A 20,279-nucleotide genomic window follows, 5' to 3' on the forward strand; every position below is an offset into this window, starting at 1 on the left:
CGACGGCCCGCCTCCTGGACTCCAGGTCGTGCTTCACCCTGAGGTCTATACTCATGGAAAACCTCCCATTTCCCGATGTCCAAGAAATGGGAGGCAGTTCACAGGCACCTTTGTGGTGGTTTTTGCTTTGGTAGATTTTTGTGACATGCCTTACAATCTACCAAGTAGTTCATGACGGGCGAAAAACGGAGAGAAGGGTCCTGATGCGTCCTTAATGTTTCATGCGGATAGATTGATTTGACAGACGGCGACGAATGTCCACCGCCCGTATTCGTATGAAACGAGGAGTCTCCGTGCTCGTATCTCTTCTCTCAAAACCTCACCCTTCGTTGTCCGCGCAGGCTAAGCACCTGGTGGCAATGCGCTTCCTCATATATACCGGCTTTCAGACCAGCTACTTCATCGGCGTCATCGGAACGCTCACCTATGCAGACGATGCCTCGGTCGTTGCGACATCGCTGGCCGTCCTGTTTATGAACGTCTTCGTGATCCTGGGATCCTTTGCGGGTGGAGCGGCGCTTGACGCTTGGGGTCCGTGCCGGCATTTCCGGGCGAGTATCTTCGGCACGTTGGCAACCGGCGCGGCAATCCTCGCCTGTGGCAGCGCGACCGGAACAGTCCTTGCCGGCGCGGTGCTCCTGGGCTTTGTGATAGGATTCGCCCAGCCCGTCGCCACGTCCTATCCGGCGTATCTCACCGACGACCCCGTCGAGCTCAAAGACATCAACTCCGCCATCACCATGTCCTCCAACGTGAGCATTATCGTCGGCCCCACGCTGGGCGGCTTTGTCGCGGCGGCTGCATCGTCACGCGCGGTGTTTTTGCTCATGATGATCTTTACCGTACTGGCGCTCGTCGCCGGTTGGGGCTTTAGGCCGCAAGCAGGTCGCGTCGCCGCGCGCGAAAGTGCTCCCGCGGATAGCAGCACAACGGCAAGTACTGCCAATCAAAGCTCCGACTCCAATAAATCCACCCGCGCCACCTTCGTGACCAGCATCAAGACAGTCTTTACCAACAGCGTCCTCGCCCTGCTGTTCTGCATTATTTTCCTTTCGAACTTTGGCTATGGCGCCTTCGATCCACTGGAGTCATTCTTCTACCGTGATGTTCTGCATGTCGGTGTCGAGTGGATGGGCTGGCTCTCGTCTGCCTGCGGCGTGGGCGCGGTGCTGGGCTCCGTGGTCGCGCTCCGCTTGCCGCCGCACCTGGTCAACCTTAAGACGCTGCTTGTGGCGCTTCTGTCCGTGGGCCTGGGAAGTTTGCTCTATGTGGGGACACCGTACGTGGGCGTAGCCCTTGTCGGCCAGATTGTACTGGGCGTAGCTTGGGGCGTCGTCAACCCGCTCCACAACACGATCGTGCAAACGACAGCCCCGCTCGAACAGCTCGGTCGCGTCAACTCGGTCATGGGCTTTGGCAACATGTTCGCCGGCGTGGCGCCGCTGGCGATTGCCCCGTGGCTGGCGGCGACGTTTGGCGTACAGCAGACGCTCATCGGGGCGGGTATGGTCGTGACGGCGGTTCCCGCGGCACTGCTGCTGTTTGGACGCCGGCGTTTGGATCGTGCCGCAAAGCAGTAAAAACCATCACAACATTCGATGAAAATCGCGATTTTGCCGAAAAATATCGCATGTTGTGATGGTTTGCGCCCCGGGTCATGCCATCCTGCGGGTCCGGCCACCACAAAGGGGCCAGGCACCTTTGTGGTGGCTTTTGCTTTGACGGGCTGCGCCTGCGCCTTGGTATACCATGTACACCATTTCCGACCACGTTCAGCGCCGACGCGCTACCCAGAAAGGCCTCCATGGACACCACCTTCAGTCACATCAAAGCCGTGTTCTGCGATATCGACGGCACGCTGCTCACGAGCCGGCACACGGTGTCCCCGCGCACCGTGGCGGCGATCCGCGCCCTGCGCGAGCGCGGCGTGCTCTTTGGCCTGTGCACCGGGCGCGACGCCCACGCGACCGAGGCCATGTACGAGCTCTGGGGCATCGAAGGCCTGGTGGACGTGCTCGTGGGCTGCGGTGGCGCCGAGGTCATCGACCGCGCGCACGACATCAACGAGCTGAGCTATCCGCTGCCGGGCGAGACCATCGCGCGCATCTGCAAGCATATGGCGGGCCTTCCAGCAACGCCCGTTTGCCCTCGGGACGGCGTGCTCTATGTGCCCGAGAGCAATGCATGCGTCGAGCACCTGTCGCGTGTCGACGGCGTGCCCTACAAGGTGGTCGACTTTGCCGAGTTTTTGCGCGAGCCGCAGACCAAGGTGATGTTTACCATGGCGCCCGAGGCGATGCCGCAGATCATCGAGCGAGCGTCGACGTTCGCCGACGACACCGTTAAAGCGGCTGCTCTGCAGACCACGCAACGACTCTACGAGTTCATGGATCCGCGCGTGTCTAAGACGCGCGGCCTTGTGCGCGTGGCGGAGCTCAACGACATGGAGCTCCAGGACATCTGCGTGTTTGGCGATGCCGACAATGACACCCGCATGGTGGCTGACGCCGGCGTGGGCGTGGCCATGGCAAATGGCAGCGACGCCACCCGTGCCGCCGCCGACTTTGTAACCGCGAGCAACGACAAAGACGGCATCGCGATCTTTATCGAGGAACATCTGCTGTAGCGCTGGGGGAGAACCGCCATAATGGGGACAGGCACCTTTGCGGTGGCCTCAGGCGATTTGGGCGAGTTGATGCCTACAATCTGCGCGCAAATACAAATATGGTTGTCTGAACATTACGCTTCTAACCACCGATGGGTTAAAGACATTCTCATCAGTTTGGTAGGATATTCCTTCCGGTTAATGACCTACTGCTCACGGTCGATTTTCGACCGTGAGCGGGATGTTTGCTCTTGAGCAAAGATTTGTGCAAACAAATCTAATGCCATTAAAAAATGATGGGCAACTAAATTACCAGTAGAAACAAAAAATAGATAGCGAATAAACGAAGGTAAATCTGAGCAAATGTCAAGAGAATTGAGAATCCGCTAGAAAAATGTCGGTATTTTTGCTCAGATGTCTAAACAATCGTTACAATATGTACACTAAGCGTGCGCAATTTCAGGTTGCGCAGATACGTTTGATAGTGAAAGAGCAAGATCGCGGTCTCTTGGGGAGGAGACATCGATGAAAGCAAATTCAGATAAATCTAAGCAGAGTAATAAAGCGACACATCGTGTACTAGCAGGTGTTTTGTGCGGAGCTTCCGTTTTGAGCTTGGTACTGTCGCTCGTTATGCCCCCGATCTCGCAGGCCATTGCCAACGATGCCCAGACGGTTCCTACCGAGAAGACTGTGACGGAGGATTCCTCAAGTGAGTCCGCTGCTGTAGATAACACCAGCGAGGATGCCGAAAACCAGAATAGCGCCGCCACCTCTGCGAACGCGGCTACTACTGTGAACAAGGGCATCTACAAGCCCACGTCTATCGGTATCGGTACGAATATCGATATCTCCACCCCCGATCCCGGCGTGGCCACCTACGTCGGCCGCGACATGTACATCGGTGGTAAGCCGAACAAAACTAGCACTCTTGATGCGAATAACGCCCCCACCGGCTCATATGCCGCTGAGGCGGAGGGCCTTACCGTGGTCCACGGCAAACTGGCCATGAATCCTATCAAGGAGAGTTGGGGCGGCCAGGGCTTCCGTTTCGGCACCGTTGGTTTTGGATCGCATTTTCGTCCCAGGGAGGGAAGCACGGTGCTTGCGGTCGCCGGCATAAACAGCTTGATTGAGAACATGAATACCGGTCAGGGAACGACCTCAGATGCTGCGACGGTTGGTGCTTGGACCAAGGGTGCTTGGGTCGGCAAGGCGACAAAGACTGACTCCCACCCTGGCTATGACTATACCGCGCAGATCGCCGGTCCCATTACCTATTCCTATTGGGATTCGAATGCTAACAACGGGCGCCAGTCTGTCGTGAAAAAGCAAGGTAATTGGTTCGAGGGCTCGGATGCTCTGAAGAGCGACCTGTTCAATCAAAATGTTGATTTGACTAATGTTAACGGTAACGATTATTCGAGCTACAACGGTGCAGATGGATACCTCTCGAAGCTATCGAAACAGCTCGCCTCGTTTGCAAATACCGGCATAGTTACGGATGGTTCCGCAATTAGCGACAACAGCTACGCAATCAACAAGTACGATAACAAGGGAACAAGCTATACACTCACTTTCGATGGTAGTGAGAAGTCTGTTTCCGGTGCGCTTGATACCAGAATCCCGAACTATAAGATTTGCAACACCGAGCGACTTATCACCTTTACCGGCGATGGAACTTCTATGCAACAGGTCTTCACCATTGCCGGTTCCGAGCTCTCCAACTTGAAGGATGGCGTCTACTACCGCGGCGTCGACTTTAAGTTCACCAATGTCCCCGAAGGCGCATCCATTGTCGTGAACGTTACAGGTGCTGGTCCTGTCGAGTTCCACAATGGCTGGCGCTTCTGGTGGGGCGATACAGAAATATCTCGCGGTTATGAGAGTAACGCCGATAAAGACCTTCGCGCGAAATACTCGCTGGCCTCCCAGTCCATCATGTGGAATTTTGTCGATACCACGAGCCTCACCATCCGTGGTGGCATTGCGGGCGAGGGTAGAAGCGACTGGGGCAATGGCGGCGGGGACGGCAAGTGGACCGACGATGACCCCGCCGCTGCTATGCTCGGATCGATTCTCGTTCCCAACGGAAGCTTCGATGACCATGTGACCACCAACGGTCGTGTGTACGTGGGCGAAGATTTCATGATGAACAACCCTAAGATCGCGTACAACTTCACAAATCTCGAGGGTAACTCGGCTTCCGTCATCGATATGGATCAGGAGCGTCACAACTTCCCGTGGTCTGGCTCGTATACACCGGACGGCTCAGCCATTGCGTGGAGCAAGGTCGACGCTGCGGACGGCATGACGCCGCTTTCTGGTTCCTCGTGGACGATATACGGCACTGTCGATGATGCCAAGAATGAAACGTATCCCATCGTTACGGTAACGGATGGCGGTGCAAATGATTACTCTTCGGATGATGGCGAGCTTCAGTTCAACTATTTGAATCAGAAGGCCAAAATTGGCGATCCCAACGATAAAGACTACTTCACGTACTACATTCGCGAGGTCAAGGCGCCGGCTGGTTATCAGAAGTCGGACACCATCTACTACGCAACCATGAACAACACCGGCGAGCAGGTGAACTATGTTCAGGGTCATGTGGACACGGTGAACGGAAATAGGCTCGTTTCATTCGATGATTCCAACACCACGGGCGCCATCTCCAACACCAAGATCACCGGTACGGTGTCTTGGACCAAGGTTGAGGAGAGCGACACGGGACACACTCCTTTGGCTGGTTCCGAGTGGGCGCTTACCAAGGTAAAGGATGCCGATGGTGCCGAAATTCCGGACGCTGCATCCCTGACTGTGATTGATAACGATACGAATGCGGAAGCTGTCAGCAACAAGTGGGCAGATTCTGATCCCGCCGATGGCAAGTTCAAGCTCGAGGGTCTGCTGCCGGGCACGTACACGCTCACGGAGACCCAGGCGCCGTTTGGCTACGAGCTGAACCAGACAACCTACGAGTTCACGGTGTCCAAGGCGGACGGTTCCATTGCGTGGACCGAGGGAAAGAAACCGAGCATTGTTGAGGGCACTACGTACATCTCCGATTCTCTCACCACCACGTCCGTGGAAATCCCGGTGACTAAGTCCGTCCGTAATACGGACTGGCCGAAGGATTCCAGCGGGAAATACGTTGCGTTCGACTTCAACATCGAGGCTACGGGGGATTACGCAACCAACGTGCCCATTCCTAACCCGGCAGACCTCTCCATTGCACCCGCAGCAGGGGAGACCGACGCCGACAAGCTCAACAACATCACGGCGACCTTTGGCGCCATGACGTTCAACAAGTCGCACCTGTCCGATACCCCCGGTACGGCGCGTGACTACGCCAGGACCTACACCTACACGGTGAAGGAGGTCGCGCCTGCCACCGGTGCCATCGATAAGCTCCGCTACTCCAAGGCCGAGTACCAGGTTGCCGTCACGGTGAAGGCCGTCATGAATGAGACCACTGGCAAGTACACCGGTCTTACCACCTCTACCACCGTTACGCAGATGAAGGACGACATGGGCAACACCCTTGGCGAGAACGGGCAGGGCGTCGTGGTTGAACCCTCCGCCGCTGCGCCCGACGCCATTCCCGCCTCCACCTTCACCAACACCTACTCCACCTCTTTGCCCCTTTCTGGTATGTCGGGCGTCACTCTGACGTACCTTGCCGGTGCGGCGGTGCTTTGCGCTGCTGCGGCCTGGATGCACATTCGTCGCAAGGCGAATGCGAAGGGAGGTGAGCGTCGTGAATAAGAAAGTTTGCTCCTTCCCGATCTTGTTTGCGCTGCTTGCCCTCCTGATCGGCACCTGCGCGGTTGTGTTCCCCGCTTCCGCGCAGGCCGCGCCGACCTCGACCGGTTCCATCACGGTGAGCGGCACCGTGGCGAGCAGCTACGACGCCTACCAGATTTTTAGCGCCAACGTTGTCGACGGCGACAACGACGCTAAAATCGCCACCGACCTCGCCTGGGCAAGCGACGACGTGTGCGACGCCGCAATGCCTGTGCTGCACAGTGCCGGCATGCCCAAATCCCAGACCACAGCGCAGGAAGCTGCCGAGTGGCTCAACACCGATTCCCACCTTACGAGCGCGCTGAGCGCACAGCTTGCTCGTTCCCTCCAGAGTTCTGGCGCCGTGCCCGTGGCCCTTAACGCGGGCACGACGGCCGAGCTGCCCTGCGGCTACTGGCTCATCGTCGCCGACGACGACGCCATCGCCCAGAACGAGGCCGGCACCGCGCCGATCATGGCCCTGGTCGGCGGCAGCGCCGTCACCGTCAAGCCCAAGGCGGCGACCCCCAGAGTCGCCAAACACGTGTTGGAGGACAGCACCGCCGCCTGGCAGAAGGCCGCCGACGCCACGGTCGCCGACGACCTGTACTGGCGCCTCTCGGCCACGGTCCCGGCGGGTCTTACCGCCTACGACACCTATACGGTGCGGTTCGTCGACACTATGAGCGCGGGGCTCGACCCCTCCAAGGTGGCCGCGAGCATGCGCGTATACGTGGCGGCGGGCGCGGACGGCGGCTTCGACGCCGTCTCGGCCGGCAAGGACGGCCGAGCCGGCACCGACCCCGCGAAGGGCTGGACCGACATCACGGCCCAGTGCGCCACCAAGGTGGCGGCCGACGGCAAGACCTTCACCGTGCGCACCGGCGACCTCATCGCCACGCTCGGCGGGGCCGACGCCTTCACCGCGGGCGCCCGCGTGGTCGCCGTGTATAATGCACCGCTCAACAGCGCATGCAACCACGGCATTGCGAAGGGCAACCCCAACGAAGTTTACCTGCGCTACCCGCGTTCTCCCTTTGCCGACCAGTCCGGCGACGCCGGCTTTACCCGCACGCCGAGCGACGATGCGTGCGCCTACACCTGGGATCTCGCGCTCACCAAGCGCGGCAGCGACGGCGACAAGCCGCTTGCCGGGGCGGTCCTGAGCATCGCCGACGACCGCGGTCGTACGCTAGCGGCCGACGGCACGTGGGATGCGGAGGGCAAGGCCACCGTCACCACGGGCGAGGACGGCCGCGTGACCGTCTCGGGCGTGGACTCGGGCAAGCTGGAGGTCCGCGAGCTCAAGGCACCCAAGGGCTATACCGCCTTTGAGGGCACGCGCTCCGTGACGGTCAAGGCCGAGGGCCTGGACGTCGACCAGGTGGCCGCCGCCAAGCCCAAGCTCACCATCACGGCCGAGTCGCCCCTGCGCGCCGACAGCGCGGACGGGTCGACGGGCAGCCTGGAGGCGTCGCTCATCAACACGCCCACCGGCACACCCCCTAGCATTACCACCGGAGGCTTTATGCCCTCGACTGGCGATATGGCAATGTACGCCGCGGCCGCCGCAGCGGTCGCCGGAGCCGCGCTCATCGTGGTCGCGCTCCTGGTCAAGCGGGGAGGTGGCAGCCATAAAGAGTAGCTGGCAGCCCCACAGAGAGCGGGGCGAGACGTAGCGAAGTAGAGGCTAAGATACAGACAGATGATGACCGATCGAATGAGAATCAACCGGAAAATGGAGGAAAAGAAGATGAGCATGAACAAGAACATCGCACGCCTGGCAGTAACGGCAGGCCTCACCGCAGCGCTGAGCTTCGGCGGCGTCATGGCCCCGGTGACCATGGCGTTTGCGGCGGGTACGCCGAAGGTGACCCAGAGCGGCAACGTGACGATCAAGGAGGATATCTACACGGATACAACCTTTAAGGGTATCCAGATTTTCAAGGCAACGGTCACACAGGATAAGAATAGCGACGGCTGGAATGGCCCCAAGACGCTTTCTGATATCAAGTGGGCGTCGGACGCCGTTAGGGATGCTGTGACGGGGGCGTTTGCCAGCACTACTGATAGCACAAAGCCCTCTGGCGTGGATGCTCAAGAGTGGGCTGACTGGATTCAATCGAAAACCAAAGCGGAGTACACGTCAGGTACGGACAAGAGTACTGCACTTGACGCCGGAACGACCCTCGATAAGATTGCCAAGGCACTGGAGGACGCCAATATCACTGAAGGGACGGATGAGTGCCAAACGAGCGCCAATGGCACCTTCACTGGTCTGAATACTGGCTACTGGCTCTTCGTGACTAAGAGTGTCGGCAAGAATGCTAATGCTGATAAGGGTAACACGGATACCTTCAGTTCGCCCATTTTCGCCATTGTTGGCGGTTCCGCTGAGAACTTAACTCCCAAGAAGCAGGTTCCCACTGTGACTAAGGCAGTTAAGGATGACGCACAGGATGGCACGTTCGGTACATTCGAGAATCCCAACAAGGCTGCTGACTCTCAGATGGACGACTATGTCGACTACCTGCTGACCGGCACCGTTGCGGGCAACATCAACACTTACAGCACCTACACGTACACCTTCAAGGATGAGCTGCCCAAATCCATGACGCCCATGTTTAAGACTGGCGGCACTACACCCGATGTCATGGTCAAGATCAACAATACCGAGGTCAAGTCTGGCTACACCGCCAACTACGTGGACGATACGATTACTGTCGACTTCACCAATCTCAAGAATTGCAAGGGCGAGGATGGCACTGCCATTGGGTTGAACAGTGACTCGAAGGTGACCGTCGAGTACAAGGCCAAGCTCGACCCTGCCAAGATCTTTGAAAATGGTAAGATCAAAAAAGAATTCAATGGGTTGGTTGGCAAGTCTCAGAAAAATAAGGTTACGCTGACCTATTCCAACAACCCACACGCCAACGGTACTGGCACCACGGTTGAGCACCCTGCCTACGACTACACCTACGGCATCGACGTCACCAAGGTCGGTTCTGATAATGACCAAAAGGGGCTCGAGGGCGTTGAGTTTACGCTGCGAGAGCAGGGCGATGACGACAGCTATATCATGGCAAATGGCGTCAAGACGACCGATAAAGCAAAGGCCAAGCTGGCAACCGACGGCGACGGCAAGATTAACGTTGTCGGTCTCGACGAGGGCACCTACGTTCTCACAGAGGTTACGCCCGCCCCTGGCTACAACAACTCCGCGGCAAACGGCGTGACCTTTACTATCAGCCGCACGCTCAATCAGGCTGGCGATGATGTTACCCCTAGTGCGGATTCTGCAATCCAGGCAGCAAGTGGTGTTGTGAAGGGAAATTCGGCTACCGCGTCTACCGGCAAACTCAGCTTTACCATTGTCGACCAGAAGGGCTCCGGCCTCCCGCTGACCGGCCTCAACGGCGTGACCTTCACTTGGATCGCTGGTGGCGCGGTGCTGTGCATCGGCGTGGCACACCTCATCCGCAGCCGTAAGCAGGTTGAGGAGTCCGAGCAGGAGTAACGCTTGCTCACCCATCCCTTTGGCAGGTGGGATGTGATGGCCATGAGACTTGCGGACACTTTTCTCGTCCATCTACGTTCTTGCTTTGCCATTCTCTTTTCGGGGCAGACTCCGCACTGGAGTCTGCCCCGTTTTTTTGGATAACGCAGCCATCCTCCATCGTCCGATGCGGGCACGTTCGTCATCGCGTTTCTTGACTCGTATGAGGTTCGGTTTAAGGTCCATAGGCGCACGCGCGGTGCGGACGGTAGAAGGCATTTGCGCCGCAACAAGCGCAAATAAGAATGCCCGGGGTTAGAGGCCCGGGCATTTAACAACGTCGGAAACTGGTCGCCCGCGCTCCTAAGTACTTACGCGGGGTGCGTCGTTTCCTATTGACATTGTATCCCGAATCGCCCAGCCGATCCGGGACATTTGAAAACGCAAACACGTCGGGCAAACCCGGACAATGCGGCCAGGTTCCGCTGGATGAGGAATCGTGTTTATAACTATCGAACAAATGTTTGTCAAAATCGCGTTTACCAGCTGCGGGTGCATACGCTCGCAGTAAAATGGCTTTGCGACGCATCCCGTGCGCGGGCGGCCGACGACTCGATCGGAGGTCCCCAAATGCTGAAATTCCTTAACGCGCTCGCCGCCCTCGCGGCGGTGGGCACGTTCGTCATCGCGTTTCTAGACTCGTATGAGGTTCGGTTTAAGGTCCGTAGGCGCACGCGCGGTGCGGACGGTAGAAGGCATTTGCGCCGCAACAAGCGCAAATAAGAATGCCCGGGGGTAGGATCCCGGGCATTTAACAAAACCAGAAAACTAGGCCGCCCGCGCTTTCGAACACTTACGCGGGGTGCGTCGTTTCCTATTGACATTGTATCCCGAATCGCCCCGCCGATCCGGGACATTTTGAAAACTCAAATGCTGGCTTATCCTCGACTGGACGGTGCAGTCAAGCTGCGTTGTCCGGCGTGGAAGCTCGCTAATCGGCTATTATTTGTTTAGACAACTTGAGTTGAAGAGGAGTGACCGGCGATGGTGCAGGGCGCCAAACATATGAAGAGCAATAACGCCGCGGACAACGGCGGCTCAAGCCCTCAGCCCAAACCTCAACCAAAACCTAAGCGCCGTCGCAAGCGACTGCCGCGCTGGGCCGACCGGCTCATCACCATCGTCATCATCCTTATTGGCGTGGGCCTTATGACCTGGCCGTGGATCTTGGACCGGCTTGAGGCCTCGGGCGTGTTCAACCAGATCAGCACCGTGTCCAGCACCTTGGACGCGCTGTCTGCCGAAGAGCGCGAGCGAATCCTGCTCCAGGCGCGCTCCTTTAACGAGCAGCTTGCCGGCGAGGCCACCGAGCTCCCCGCCGACCAGATCGAGCCCTACGCCCAGCAGCTCATCTTTGACCGCGACCCCATGATGAGCTGGGTCGAGATCCCCTCCATCGACGTGAGCATGCCCATCTACCACGGCACGAGCGAGGAAGTCCTTATGGCGGGCGTCGGCCACCTGGAGGGCACGAGCCTGCCGGTGGGCGGCACCTCGACGCATTGCGTGCTCACCGCGCACTCGGGCATGCGCAACCTGAGCATGTTCGACGACATCCACTCGCTGGAGCCCGGCGACCTGGTGCTGCTGCACACCATGAACAAGACGCTCGCCTATAAGATGGTGGACTCCGAGGTGGTGCTGCCCGAGGAGATGGAGTCGCTGACCATCGAGCCCGGCGCAGACAAGGTTACGCTCGTCACCTGCACGCCCTACGGCGTGAACGACCATCGCCTGCTGGTGCATTGCGTGCGCACCAAGTACAACAAGAAGGACGTCGACAAGCAAAAGTCGCTGGCCGGCCGCCACTGGGGCAAGCGCGAGTTTGCCGTGCTCATCGTGGTTGTGGCCATTGCGCTGTTGCTGCTGGACATCGTGATCCACGCGGTCCGCAAGCGCCGCAAGGCCAAGGCCTCGGCATAGGACATCGCTCGGAACCACCGCAAAGGTGCCTGTCCCCTATGTGACGGTTTTTGCATCAACCCGCCGCCCTCGTTACGTTTTCGCTGCATTTGGGTAAAGCGCCTGCTCCAAGCCGGCGTTGCCTTGTATACTAGAGCGGTTTAACTGTTATGCGGAAGGGAGCGCCTATGGCACTCAGCGAGAAAGACGTGCGCGGTATCGCCGAGTACGCAAAGATCGCACTGACCGATGACGAGCTCGCCCAGATGACGTCCTACATGAACGATGCCGTCCAGATGCTCGAGCCCGTCTTGCAATATGACTTGCCCGACGTGGAGCCCACGTTCCATCCCATCGGAAGCCTGTCCAACGTGATGGGCGATGACCTGCGCGAGCCCGAGCGCGACCTGCCGCTCGACGTTGCGCTCGAAAACGCCGGCAGCGCGCGCGACCGCTACTTCCGCGTGCCGTCCATTTTGGGAGAGGGGGAGAGCGAGTAATGGCGCAGAGCTTCGATTCCCTTACCGCTGTCCAGATTGCCGCGGGCGTTGCCGCTGGCGACTTTACCGCTACCGAGGTGGCCCAGGCCTCCCTTGCCGCCATCGAGGCGCGCGAGGGCGGGGTCCAGGCATTCCTGCAGGTGGCGCCCGAGCTTGCGCTCGAGGCCGCCGCGCGCGTGGATGCCGATCGTGCCGCAGGCAAGCCGCTGCCCCCGCTCGCGGGCGTGCCGCTGGCCATCAAGGACAACATGAACCTTGTGGGCACGCGCACCACCTGCGCTTCCCGCATGCTCGAGAACTACCAGAGCGTCTACACCGCCACCTGCGTCCAGCGCATGCTCGATGCCGGCTGCCTGCCCATGGGCAAGGCCAACATGGACGAGTTTGCCTTTGGCAGCTCCACCGAGAGCTCAGCGTTCCACCGCACCAACAACCCCTGGGATACCGAGCGCGTGCCCGGCGGCTCCTCGGGCGGCTCCGCTGCCGCCGTCGCCGCGGGCGAGGTCGCGCTCTCGCTGGGCTCGGACACCGGCGGCTCCATTCGCCAGCCGGCGTCGCTGTGCGGCGTGGTGGGCTTTAAGCCCACATATGGCGCCGTGAGCCGTTACGGCGTGGTCGCCTTTGGCTCGTCGCTCGACCAGGTGGGCCCCTTCGGCCGCACGGTCGAGGATGTCGCGCTGGCCATGAACGCGCTTACCGGCGCGGGCCACGATCCCTACGACTGCACCAGCCAGGATTGCGCCGTCGACTTTACCGAGCATCTCAACGATAGCATCGAGGGTAAGCGCGTGGGTATCATCCCCGCGTTTATGGAGGCCGAGGGCCTGACGTCCGAGGTCAAGGCCGCTGTTCAGCGCGCCGCCCAGGAGCTGCAGAACCAGGGCGCCGAGCTGGTCGAGGTCGACCTGCCGCACCTGGATGCCGCCATCGCCGCCTACTACGTCATCGGCCCGGCCGAGGCGTTCTCCAACCTGGCCCGCTTCGACGGTATTCGCTACGGCTATCAGGAGGAGGGCTGCGCCAACCTGTCCGACCAGAGCTCGCTGTCGCGCGCCCACGGCTTTGGCGCCGAGGCCAAGCGCCGTCAGATGCTCGGCGCCTACCTGCTGAGCTCGGGCGTGTACGACAAGTATTACTACGCTGCGCAAAAGGCCCGCACGCTCATCACGCAGGACTACGACACCGCGTATGCCAAGGTGGACACCATCCTCATGCCCGCCTCGCCGCGCACGGCCTTTAAGTTTGGCGAGATCAGCGACCCCACGCAGATGTACCTCTCCGACCTGTACACCATCTCGCTCAACATTTGCGGCAACGGTGGTATCTCGGTGCCGCTGGGCTTGGGCGAGGATACTCAGCTGCCCGTTTCTGCCCAGCTGGTGGGTCCGGCGTTTAAGGACCGTCAGCTGCTCACGTTTGCCCGCGCCCTGGAGCGCGGCTTTGCCGATGCCGCCACGGGTGCGCCCGTGCTTTCCGTCGCACCCGATTTTGCCGGGAAGGGAGGCGAGCTGTAATGAAGGAGCTTTCCGAGGTCCTGCAGGATTGGGAGGCCGTGATCGGCCTGGAGATTCATACCGAGCTCACCGCACTCGATACCAAGATGTTCTGCAACTGCAAGCTCAGCCACGATGACGAGCCCAACGCCAACGTGTGTCCGGTGTGCTTGGGCCTGCCCGGCGCCCTGCCGGTGCCCAACAAGCGCGCCATCGAGAGCATCGTTAAGGCCGGCCTCGCCACCAACTGCGAGATCCAGCGCCACTCGATGTTCTACCGCAAGCACTACTTCTATCCCGATATGGCCAAGAACTTCCAGACCACGCAGGGTCCGGTCGCCTTTGCCATGTACGGTCACCTGGACCTGGACGTGACTGGTCGCGGCGCTGCAGAGCGCCCCGATTGCGCGTTTGGCGAGGCCGAGGCCCAGAGCCTGGCGAGCGCCTCGGCCAACGCCGAGGGCCTGTCCACGTCCATGACGTCGACCATGCGCGAGGGCAATCAGCGTGCCGGCCATCTGGCCAGCTATGACGCGTCCAACCTGCAGATGCCCGAGCGTCGCGAGGACGGTTCCTACACGGTGCCCATCCGCATTCTGCGCATCCACATGGAGGAGGACGCTGCCAAGATGGTGCACGTGGGCGGTGCCGAGGGCCGCATTACCGCCGCCGCCGAGTCGCTCGTCGACTACAACCGCTGCGGCACGCCTTTGATCGAGCTCGTCACCGAGCCCGACTTGCGTACGCCTGAGGAGGCTCGCCTGTTTATGGAAAAGCTCCGTCGCATCTTTGTGACGCTGGGCATTTCGGACTGCTCCATGGAGAAGGGCTCCATGCGCTGCGACGGCAATGTGTCGCTGCGCCGCCGCGGCGAGACCAAGCTGGGCACCAAAACCGAGCTCAAGAACCTCAACTCGTTTAAGAGCCTGCACGACGGCCTTGCCTACGAGATTTGCCGCCAGGCCGAGGTGCTCGAGGAGGGCGGCATTATCTATCAGGAGACCCGCCACTGGGAGCCCAGCCGCAAGCGCACCGTGGTCATGCGTGTGAAGGAGACGGCCGACGACTATCGTCTGTTCCCCGACCCCGACTTGGCGCCGTTCGATCTGGACGACGAGTTCATCGATCGCTGCCGAGGTGAGATTCCCGAGCTGCCCGATGCCAAGCGCGCCCGTTTTGAGGCCGATTTTGGCATTAAGGCGGCCGATGCCGAGCAAATCGCCGGTGACCCGGAGTTTGCCGAGTTCTTTGAGGCCTCCGCTGCCGGTATGGCTGGCAAGGAGGCCCAGACGGTTGCAAACTTGCTGGTGAACGAGATGATCGCCTACCTTAAGGGCGCGGGCGTGTCGCTCGTCGAGTCCGGCATCGCGCCGGCTCAGGTGGCAGCGCTTGCCAAGCTGCTGGCGACCGATGCCATCAGCTCCAACCAGGCTCACGAGGTCTTTGAGGCCATGGCCCAGACCGGCGACGACCCCAACAAGATCGTCGACGAGCGCGGTATGCGTCAGGTGAGTGATGCCGGCGCGCTGCAGCCGATTGTGGACGAGGTGCTGGCAAACTGTGCCGAGCAGGCACAGCAGTATCGTGACGGCAACCAGAAGGTCATCGGCTTTTTGGTGGGCCAGTGCATGAAGGCGAGCCGCGGCAAGGGCAACCCGAAGCTCTTCAACGAGTTGCTGAGAACGTCGCTCTCGTAAGCGGGAACCGAGGGGCCGGGCGCAGGGCCTTGCCTCTCAATTTCGGACAGTCCTGACTCACGACGGAGGCGCCACTGGCGCCTCCTGTTCGTGCGGAACTCATTGAGAGGCAAGGCCCTGCGCCCGGCCCCTCGGTTCCGTGGCGACTCAGCCGTTCTGGTCAGTCGGGCTGAATGGAAATAGAGTGAATGGGCGCGCCGTTGGCGCGCCCATTGTTTTTGAAGGGAACTCATTTTGAGCAAGCGCCCGCCCTGCCGGGGCTCCCGGGTTCCGTGGCGACTCAGCCGTTCTGGTCAGTCGGGCTGAATGGAATTTGGTGAATGAGGGTGCCGTTTGCACCCTCATTTTTTTGTGGATGTGGCGCAGGGACGGTCCCTTGGTCACATTTTTGGGCTGTGGAAAGCGAAGCTTAATACTACTTTTCCCGAGAAGTGAACGACCTTATTTGGACCTCTGAAGCATCGACACTATTTGGACGCTGTTTCCTGCGGTTTTGCCGAGTTTTCCCTGCGGTTTTGTTACTAAAAAATGCGGATGCTTCAGGGGTCCGATTTTGCTCGTTCACTTCTCGGGAAAAGTATTAGACCTCGATTTGCTGGGACGGGGGAGAGTCTTTCTTGGATGCCGGAGATGTACGTTGCGGCAGACCGATTGTCGAAAGTCGGCCGGTCTGCACCCTAAGATTTCCAGAAAGTTAACCATTTTTGACCTTAATAGTTAGTATTACTTAACTATTATCCAAAAGTGTGCTCATGCAAACTTATTCACTTGGGTGCTGAGGCACCGTGCCGTGTCCAATGCGGCAAAAGGGAGAAGCAACATGAAGAGGCCGACGTTTAACACCCTGCTTGTCGGTGGCGGTTTTCTGCTTGGTACGGCTGGCATCAAGCTGCTCGCCAGCGCTCCGGTAAAGAATGCCTGCGTGCAGGGCATCGCGTGCGGCATGCTGCCGTCGAGTACATCGTGGCGCACGGCATCGCTTCGTCCATCGAAGGGCGTCGCGCCATCATCGGTTCCGCGCACTTTGACCGATACGGATCTTGCTGCGATCGTGCGCCTGCGCCGTATGAGCCAGGGCCTTGTTGATCGTTTGACGAGCTCCTACTCTAAGGTGATGCTCACCAACTCGGCGCTCTTGTCACTGGGCATTACCGGCACGATTGCCTCGCAGGCATCGTCGCTGCTGCACAACGGCTCGACGATCGCCTACAGCCTGAGCAACGCGAAGGCTTACCTGCGTTAGCAGACGTGTTTGCCCACGTTATCTGGCCTGCGCCCAGACGGCATCGGTGTCGTCCAGGCGCAGGCCTTTTGCATTTGACCATTTGATAGCGTCTCTATATAGAGTTGCTATCGAGGCTAGCAATTGAAGGGAGTGAGATCGACGTGGGTGCTGCTAGCGGCATGGCGCAGGTGAACGTTCGCGTGGATCGCCAGGTCAAGAACCGTGCCGAGGAGGCGCTGCGGATTTCGGGCGGGACACTGCCCGGGCTCATCAAAAAGGTGGTGGCCAAGGTGGCGCAGGGTGGCGGTTCGTGCGAAGAGGTGTTGTCGGCCGTTGACGACCAACCGCCTAGTGCTGGTGCCACCTCGCCGTTTGTCGCATCATGGGCGGCGGTGGATCAGCTTTACGCGGACCTGGGCATCGATACATCGTCTGCGTCTGATGACCGCAGCTGGGACACAGTCTATCCCGAAGCCATGGATGAGCATTATCGCCAAAAGGGGATGATCCTGTGAGCGGAGGCCCCCTTAAGATCATGGTGGACGCCAACGTATGGGTCGATTCGTTTTGCGCCGAGCATACCGAGTCGCTTGCCGCGCGTGCGTTTATTGGGCAGGCGACGGAGGCGGGGGCGTTGCTGTTCTTTCCGGTGCATATCGCCAAGGACGTGCTGCACGTTGTCCAACACGAGCTGAAGCGTAGCGTTCTTGCCGACGGGGGAGCGCTCGACGAGGCATCTGTCCGTGCAATTGGCGATGCGGCGTTGGCGTTTGTTCGGAACATGACCGAAAACGCCACGGCCGTGGGCGCTGATGCATCCGATCTGTGGCTAGCCGACAAATATCTGACGCTCCATCGCGATTACGAGGACAACTTGGTGCTCGCCGCGTGCAAGCGCGCGCAGATCGATTACTTGGTGACCAACAATCGCAAGCTGCTCGAACATGCCGATCTTGCAGCAAAGACCCCGCGCCAAATGATGCCGATTCTAGCTTTGGCCGAACGTGGTGGCGCGGCTATCGGTTAGCGCGAACTGTTTGCGTGGCCTTCGGAACGTCGGCGCTCAGAAGGCCACGCATCCTTTAATTACAAAAGCGCTGCCTTGATGACGGGAGCTTCGACGAGCTTCTCGGCGGCCTTTTCGTCGGAATCGTTTAGTGCTGCTAGACTGCGGTAGACCCACTCGTTGACCTGGGTGTTCTTGACGCCTGCGGTCTGCATAAGGGCGCCTACCTCGCGGATTGCTGCGAGCAGATCGGCTTTGGGACCCGCGAGCTCGACCTCGATGCCGTGGTAGGCGGCCACGCCGCGGTTCTCGCTCACGTGGTCGATAAAGCCCGCGACGGTCTCAAACTGCTGGGCGAGAGCTGCATCATCGTCAGCGTCCAGCGCAACAAGGGCGTTCGATACCGTGAGGGCGGGATGTCCACAGGGGACAAAGCCTTCGATGACATCCATAGCTTCGGTAATGGTTGAGCCCAGGCCTGCGAGGGCATTGACGAGTTGCTGCTTGGTATCCATAACTGTCCTTTCGACGGGTCAATTTTGCTTGGCGAAAATATACGTGACGCGTTCAGTGGCAAAAATGCGAAGTATGGTGCACATTAGGGTCTTCACAGCTCGTGCATAGAGCAGCTGTCTGCCTTTAGAACGTGGTAAGATAGCTATCCACGAGCGGGGTTTACCCCGCGTGTTCCTTGAAAAGTCGACGGCTATCGGGTGTTTGCAGGCCCGATACCATCCAGACTTTCCCAACATTCGGGGGCGACTGGTTTCGACACGATAGCTCTGAGAGAGGAAGCAAGCCGAGGTCTCCTCGCCTCGTTAAACAGGGGTACCGTCAAATTGAATTGACAACAACTCTTCTTTTGAGCCTATGGCTCTCGCTGCTTAGTTTATAGCGGCGCGTCAACCCGGTGATTTCCCCGACACCGGCGCGACGTCATGTTAGGGGAATGCTCCCGCGCACGTAATCGGTATGGCGCGGGCTAAGACCGAACCGGTTGGGATGCCGCGAGCGTGTCGCTGCGCGCAAAGCGTCCGAGACTAAACCAGCGACTGAGCTTGGAGATGCCAATCAGGGGGCTTTCGTGGACCGGAGTTCGATTCTCCGCGCCTCCACCAAAAGAGGAAGCGTCGAACTCTTCTTTTACAAGAACGAGTTTGCGCTTGTGTATAGGTTGGGGGACGCCTGATGGCGTCCCCTTTCCGTTTTCGTCGATGCGAAACGCCGTGTGTTGCGTTTTAAGGCGTTTTAAGCCCGCTGGGGTACTCGTGTACCCCTCGGGCTTTTTTCGTGCCTTAAAACGCCTCTGAAGCGGTCTGAGGACGTTCGAGCGCCCATGTGCATCTCGCATCCGCTCGATGCAAGGGTGGCCGCCCTGCGGGCGGCAGTCGGATGTGGGTGGACGTACAGAAGGGGTGCGGCATGGGCCTCGTTCCATTTTGCCGGCCGTTCGTTAATATCTATTAACGCTGAGAACTTTTGTTCCAGTTTTGAAATTCGATTTAACGCTCATTTATGAGGGTTTTTTCCTGAAAAAGTGCGATTTGTTCCAGTTGTTCCAATTCGCAAAATCGGAGTTGGAACAGGTTTTTCCCGTATCTACCAGGCATTTCTAGTAAATGTTCCATTTGTTCCAATTATTTTTAACTTACGCGTAAGAGAAAAAATATAGGAAGGGGTCTATATATGTATGTATATATATAAAACTTGTTAGAAACCGGAACAATTGGAACAAATGAGCAAAACCGCAGGTAAACACGTAAAAATCCTGTTCCAATTCGAAAAACGGAGTTGGAACAAGATTTAGCGAATCGCGCAAAACCGCAGGTAAACACGGAAAAATCTTGTTCCAACTTTTTTGGAACAAACTGGAACAAAACTGGAACAGACCCCGCAATCCTTGGCGTACGTCTTCTTCCCCCGCCGATTTTTCAGGGGGCGCGAGCGAACTTTTTTGAATTGATTTCTGCCCATAAACGAGCGGAAATAGGCTCTGAGCAGGGGTAACGAAATAATAAGTGTTGCAAAGTTAGTGTTAACGCCGTATAATAAAAGCTGTATAGATAAATGGCTCAGCACCCGTCCCGTCCTTGATGCGGGGTTGCTACCGGGAATAGGAGCCGAGCGCTCGGTCGAATAGGCCGTGCGTCACGGGCGAAATAACGAACACGAAGCTCCCGTGGAAACCGAGATAGACAAGGCTTTGCGCCTCTGTCCCTCTTCGGTTTCCACGGGAGCTTTTTTTGTTTCGCGAAAAGGATTTTGAACATGGAGGTGGCTGGTTATGGCTAAGGCAAAGCAGCAAGTGAAAGGGTCGAAGCCCTCTTACATGACGACGTATGAGGCGGCGGATTTCCTCGGTTTTACCGCAGGCACGCTCCGCGTCTGGCGCTCTCAGGGCAAGGGGCCGAATTACTACAAGGTCGGTAGCACGGTTCGCTATGAGATGGATGACCTTGAGGCGTGGAAGAACGAGAACGTGAAGCACGTCGAGCTGACGAATTAAGGA

General features: G+C 58.8%; 14 protein-coding genes and 1 other RNA gene. 14 read left to right on the top strand and 1 reads right to left on the bottom strand.

All coding sequences use genetic code 11. From position 1 onward, the window contains the following. Nucleotides 1–293: 293 nt before the first annotated feature. The 12 genes from ACTQXM_RS05975 to ACTQXM_RS06030 all read left to right on the top strand — a co-directional run bounded on the left by ACTQXM_RS05975 (nt 294) and on the right by ACTQXM_RS06030 (nt 17,791). On the top strand, nt 294–1,580 hold the full coding sequence (locus tag ACTQXM_RS05975) for an MFS transporter (protein WP_441537306.1): 1,287 nt from the start codon (nt 294–296) through the stop codon (nt 1,578–1,580). Between the two features lie 224 nt (nt 1,581–1,804). Further along, nucleotides 1,805–2,626: an HAD family hydrolase gene (locus ACTQXM_RS05980; RefSeq protein ID WP_441537305.1), complete on the top strand. Its 822-nt coding sequence runs from the start codon at nt 1,805–1,807 to the stop codon at nt 2,624–2,626. A 588-nt stretch (nt 2,627–3,214) separates the two neighbouring features. Beyond that, entirely contained in the window at nt 3,215–6,373 is a 3,159-nt protein-coding gene (locus ACTQXM_RS05985) for a SpaA isopeptide-forming pilin-related protein (RefSeq protein ID WP_441537304.1), read from the top strand. Next, on the top strand, nt 6,366–8,036 hold the full coding sequence (locus ACTQXM_RS05990; protein WP_441537303.1) for a SpaA isopeptide-forming pilin-related protein: 1,671 nt from the start codon (nt 6,366–6,368) through the stop codon (nt 8,034–8,036). The genes ACTQXM_RS05985 and ACTQXM_RS05990 overlap by 8 nt, the downstream gene beginning before the upstream one ends. Nucleotides 8,037–8,150: 114 nt before the next feature. Next, nucleotides 8,151–9,908, top strand: coding sequence for a SpaA isopeptide-forming pilin-related protein (locus ACTQXM_RS05995; protein ID WP_441537302.1), 1,758 nt, complete (start codon nt 8,151–8,153; stop codon nt 9,906–9,908). A 1,044-nt stretch (nt 9,909–10,952) separates the two neighbouring features. After that, nucleotides 10,953–11,870, top strand: coding sequence for a class C sortase (locus ACTQXM_RS06000; RefSeq protein ID WP_441537301.1), 918 nt, complete (start codon nt 10,953–10,955; stop codon nt 11,868–11,870). A gap of 167 nt (nt 11,871–12,037) precedes the next feature. Next, nucleotides 12,038–12,349, top strand: coding sequence for an Asp-tRNA(Asn)/Glu-tRNA(Gln) amidotransferase subunit GatC (gene gatC, locus ACTQXM_RS06005; RefSeq protein WP_035136890.1), 312 nt, complete (start codon nt 12,038–12,040; stop codon nt 12,347–12,349). After that, on the top strand, nt 12,349–13,863 hold the full coding sequence (gene gatA, locus ACTQXM_RS06010; protein WP_441537300.1) for an Asp-tRNA(Asn)/Glu-tRNA(Gln) amidotransferase subunit GatA: 1,515 nt from the start codon (nt 12,349–12,351) through the stop codon (nt 13,861–13,863). The genes gatC and gatA overlap by 1 nt, the downstream gene beginning before the upstream one ends. Beyond that, the gene (gatB, locus tag ACTQXM_RS06015; RefSeq protein ID WP_427795986.1) at nt 13,863–15,539 is read left to right on the top strand and encodes an Asp-tRNA(Asn)/Glu-tRNA(Gln) amidotransferase subunit GatB; all 1,677 of its coding nucleotides are present in this window, start codon (nt 13,863–13,865) and stop codon (nt 15,537–15,539) included. The genes gatA and gatB overlap by 1 nt, the downstream gene beginning before the upstream one ends. A gap of 820 nt (nt 15,540–16,359) precedes the next feature. Next, nucleotides 16,360–16,782: a hypothetical protein gene (locus ACTQXM_RS06020; RefSeq protein WP_441537299.1), complete on the top strand. Its 423-nt coding sequence runs from the start codon at nt 16,360–16,362 to the stop codon at nt 16,780–16,782. A 143-nt stretch (nt 16,783–16,925) separates the two neighbouring features. Next, nucleotides 16,926–17,279 (top strand): hypothetical protein, encoded by a 354-nt coding sequence (locus tag ACTQXM_RS06025; protein ID WP_441537298.1) that lies wholly within the window; start codon nt 16,926–16,928, stop codon nt 17,277–17,279. Next, nucleotides 17,276–17,791: a type II toxin-antitoxin system VapC family toxin gene (locus ACTQXM_RS06030; protein ID WP_441537297.1), complete on the top strand. Its 516-nt coding sequence runs from the start codon at nt 17,276–17,278 to the stop codon at nt 17,789–17,791. The genes ACTQXM_RS06025 and ACTQXM_RS06030 overlap by 4 nt, the downstream gene beginning before the upstream one ends. Nucleotides 17,792–17,850: 59 nt before the next feature. Here the strand turns inward: ACTQXM_RS06030 and ACTQXM_RS06035 are convergent, their stop codons facing one another. Then, a complete protein-coding gene (locus ACTQXM_RS06035) occupies nt 17,851–18,285 on the bottom strand; it encodes a hypothetical protein (RefSeq protein ID WP_427719414.1) in 435 nt (144 codons plus the stop codon). A 239-nt stretch (nt 18,286–18,524) separates the two neighbouring features. Here ACTQXM_RS06035 and ssrA point away from each other — a divergent pair. Both ssrA and ACTQXM_RS06045 read left to right on the top strand, forming a co-directional pair. Continuing rightward, nucleotides 18,525–18,888, top strand: a transfer-messenger RNA (tmRNA) gene (gene ssrA, locus ACTQXM_RS06040). A gap of 1,166 nt (nt 18,889–20,054) precedes the next feature. After that, a complete protein-coding gene (locus tag ACTQXM_RS06045) occupies nt 20,055–20,276 on the top strand; it encodes a helix-turn-helix domain-containing protein (RefSeq protein WP_022542943.1) in 222 nt (73 codons plus the stop codon). Nucleotides 20,277–20,279: the final 3 nt, after the last annotated feature.

Origin of the sequence: Collinsella sp. LCP19S3_D3, assembly GCF_052121455.1 — a bacterium.
Lineage (GTDB): Bacteria > Actinomycetota > Coriobacteriia > Coriobacteriales > Coriobacteriaceae > Collinsella.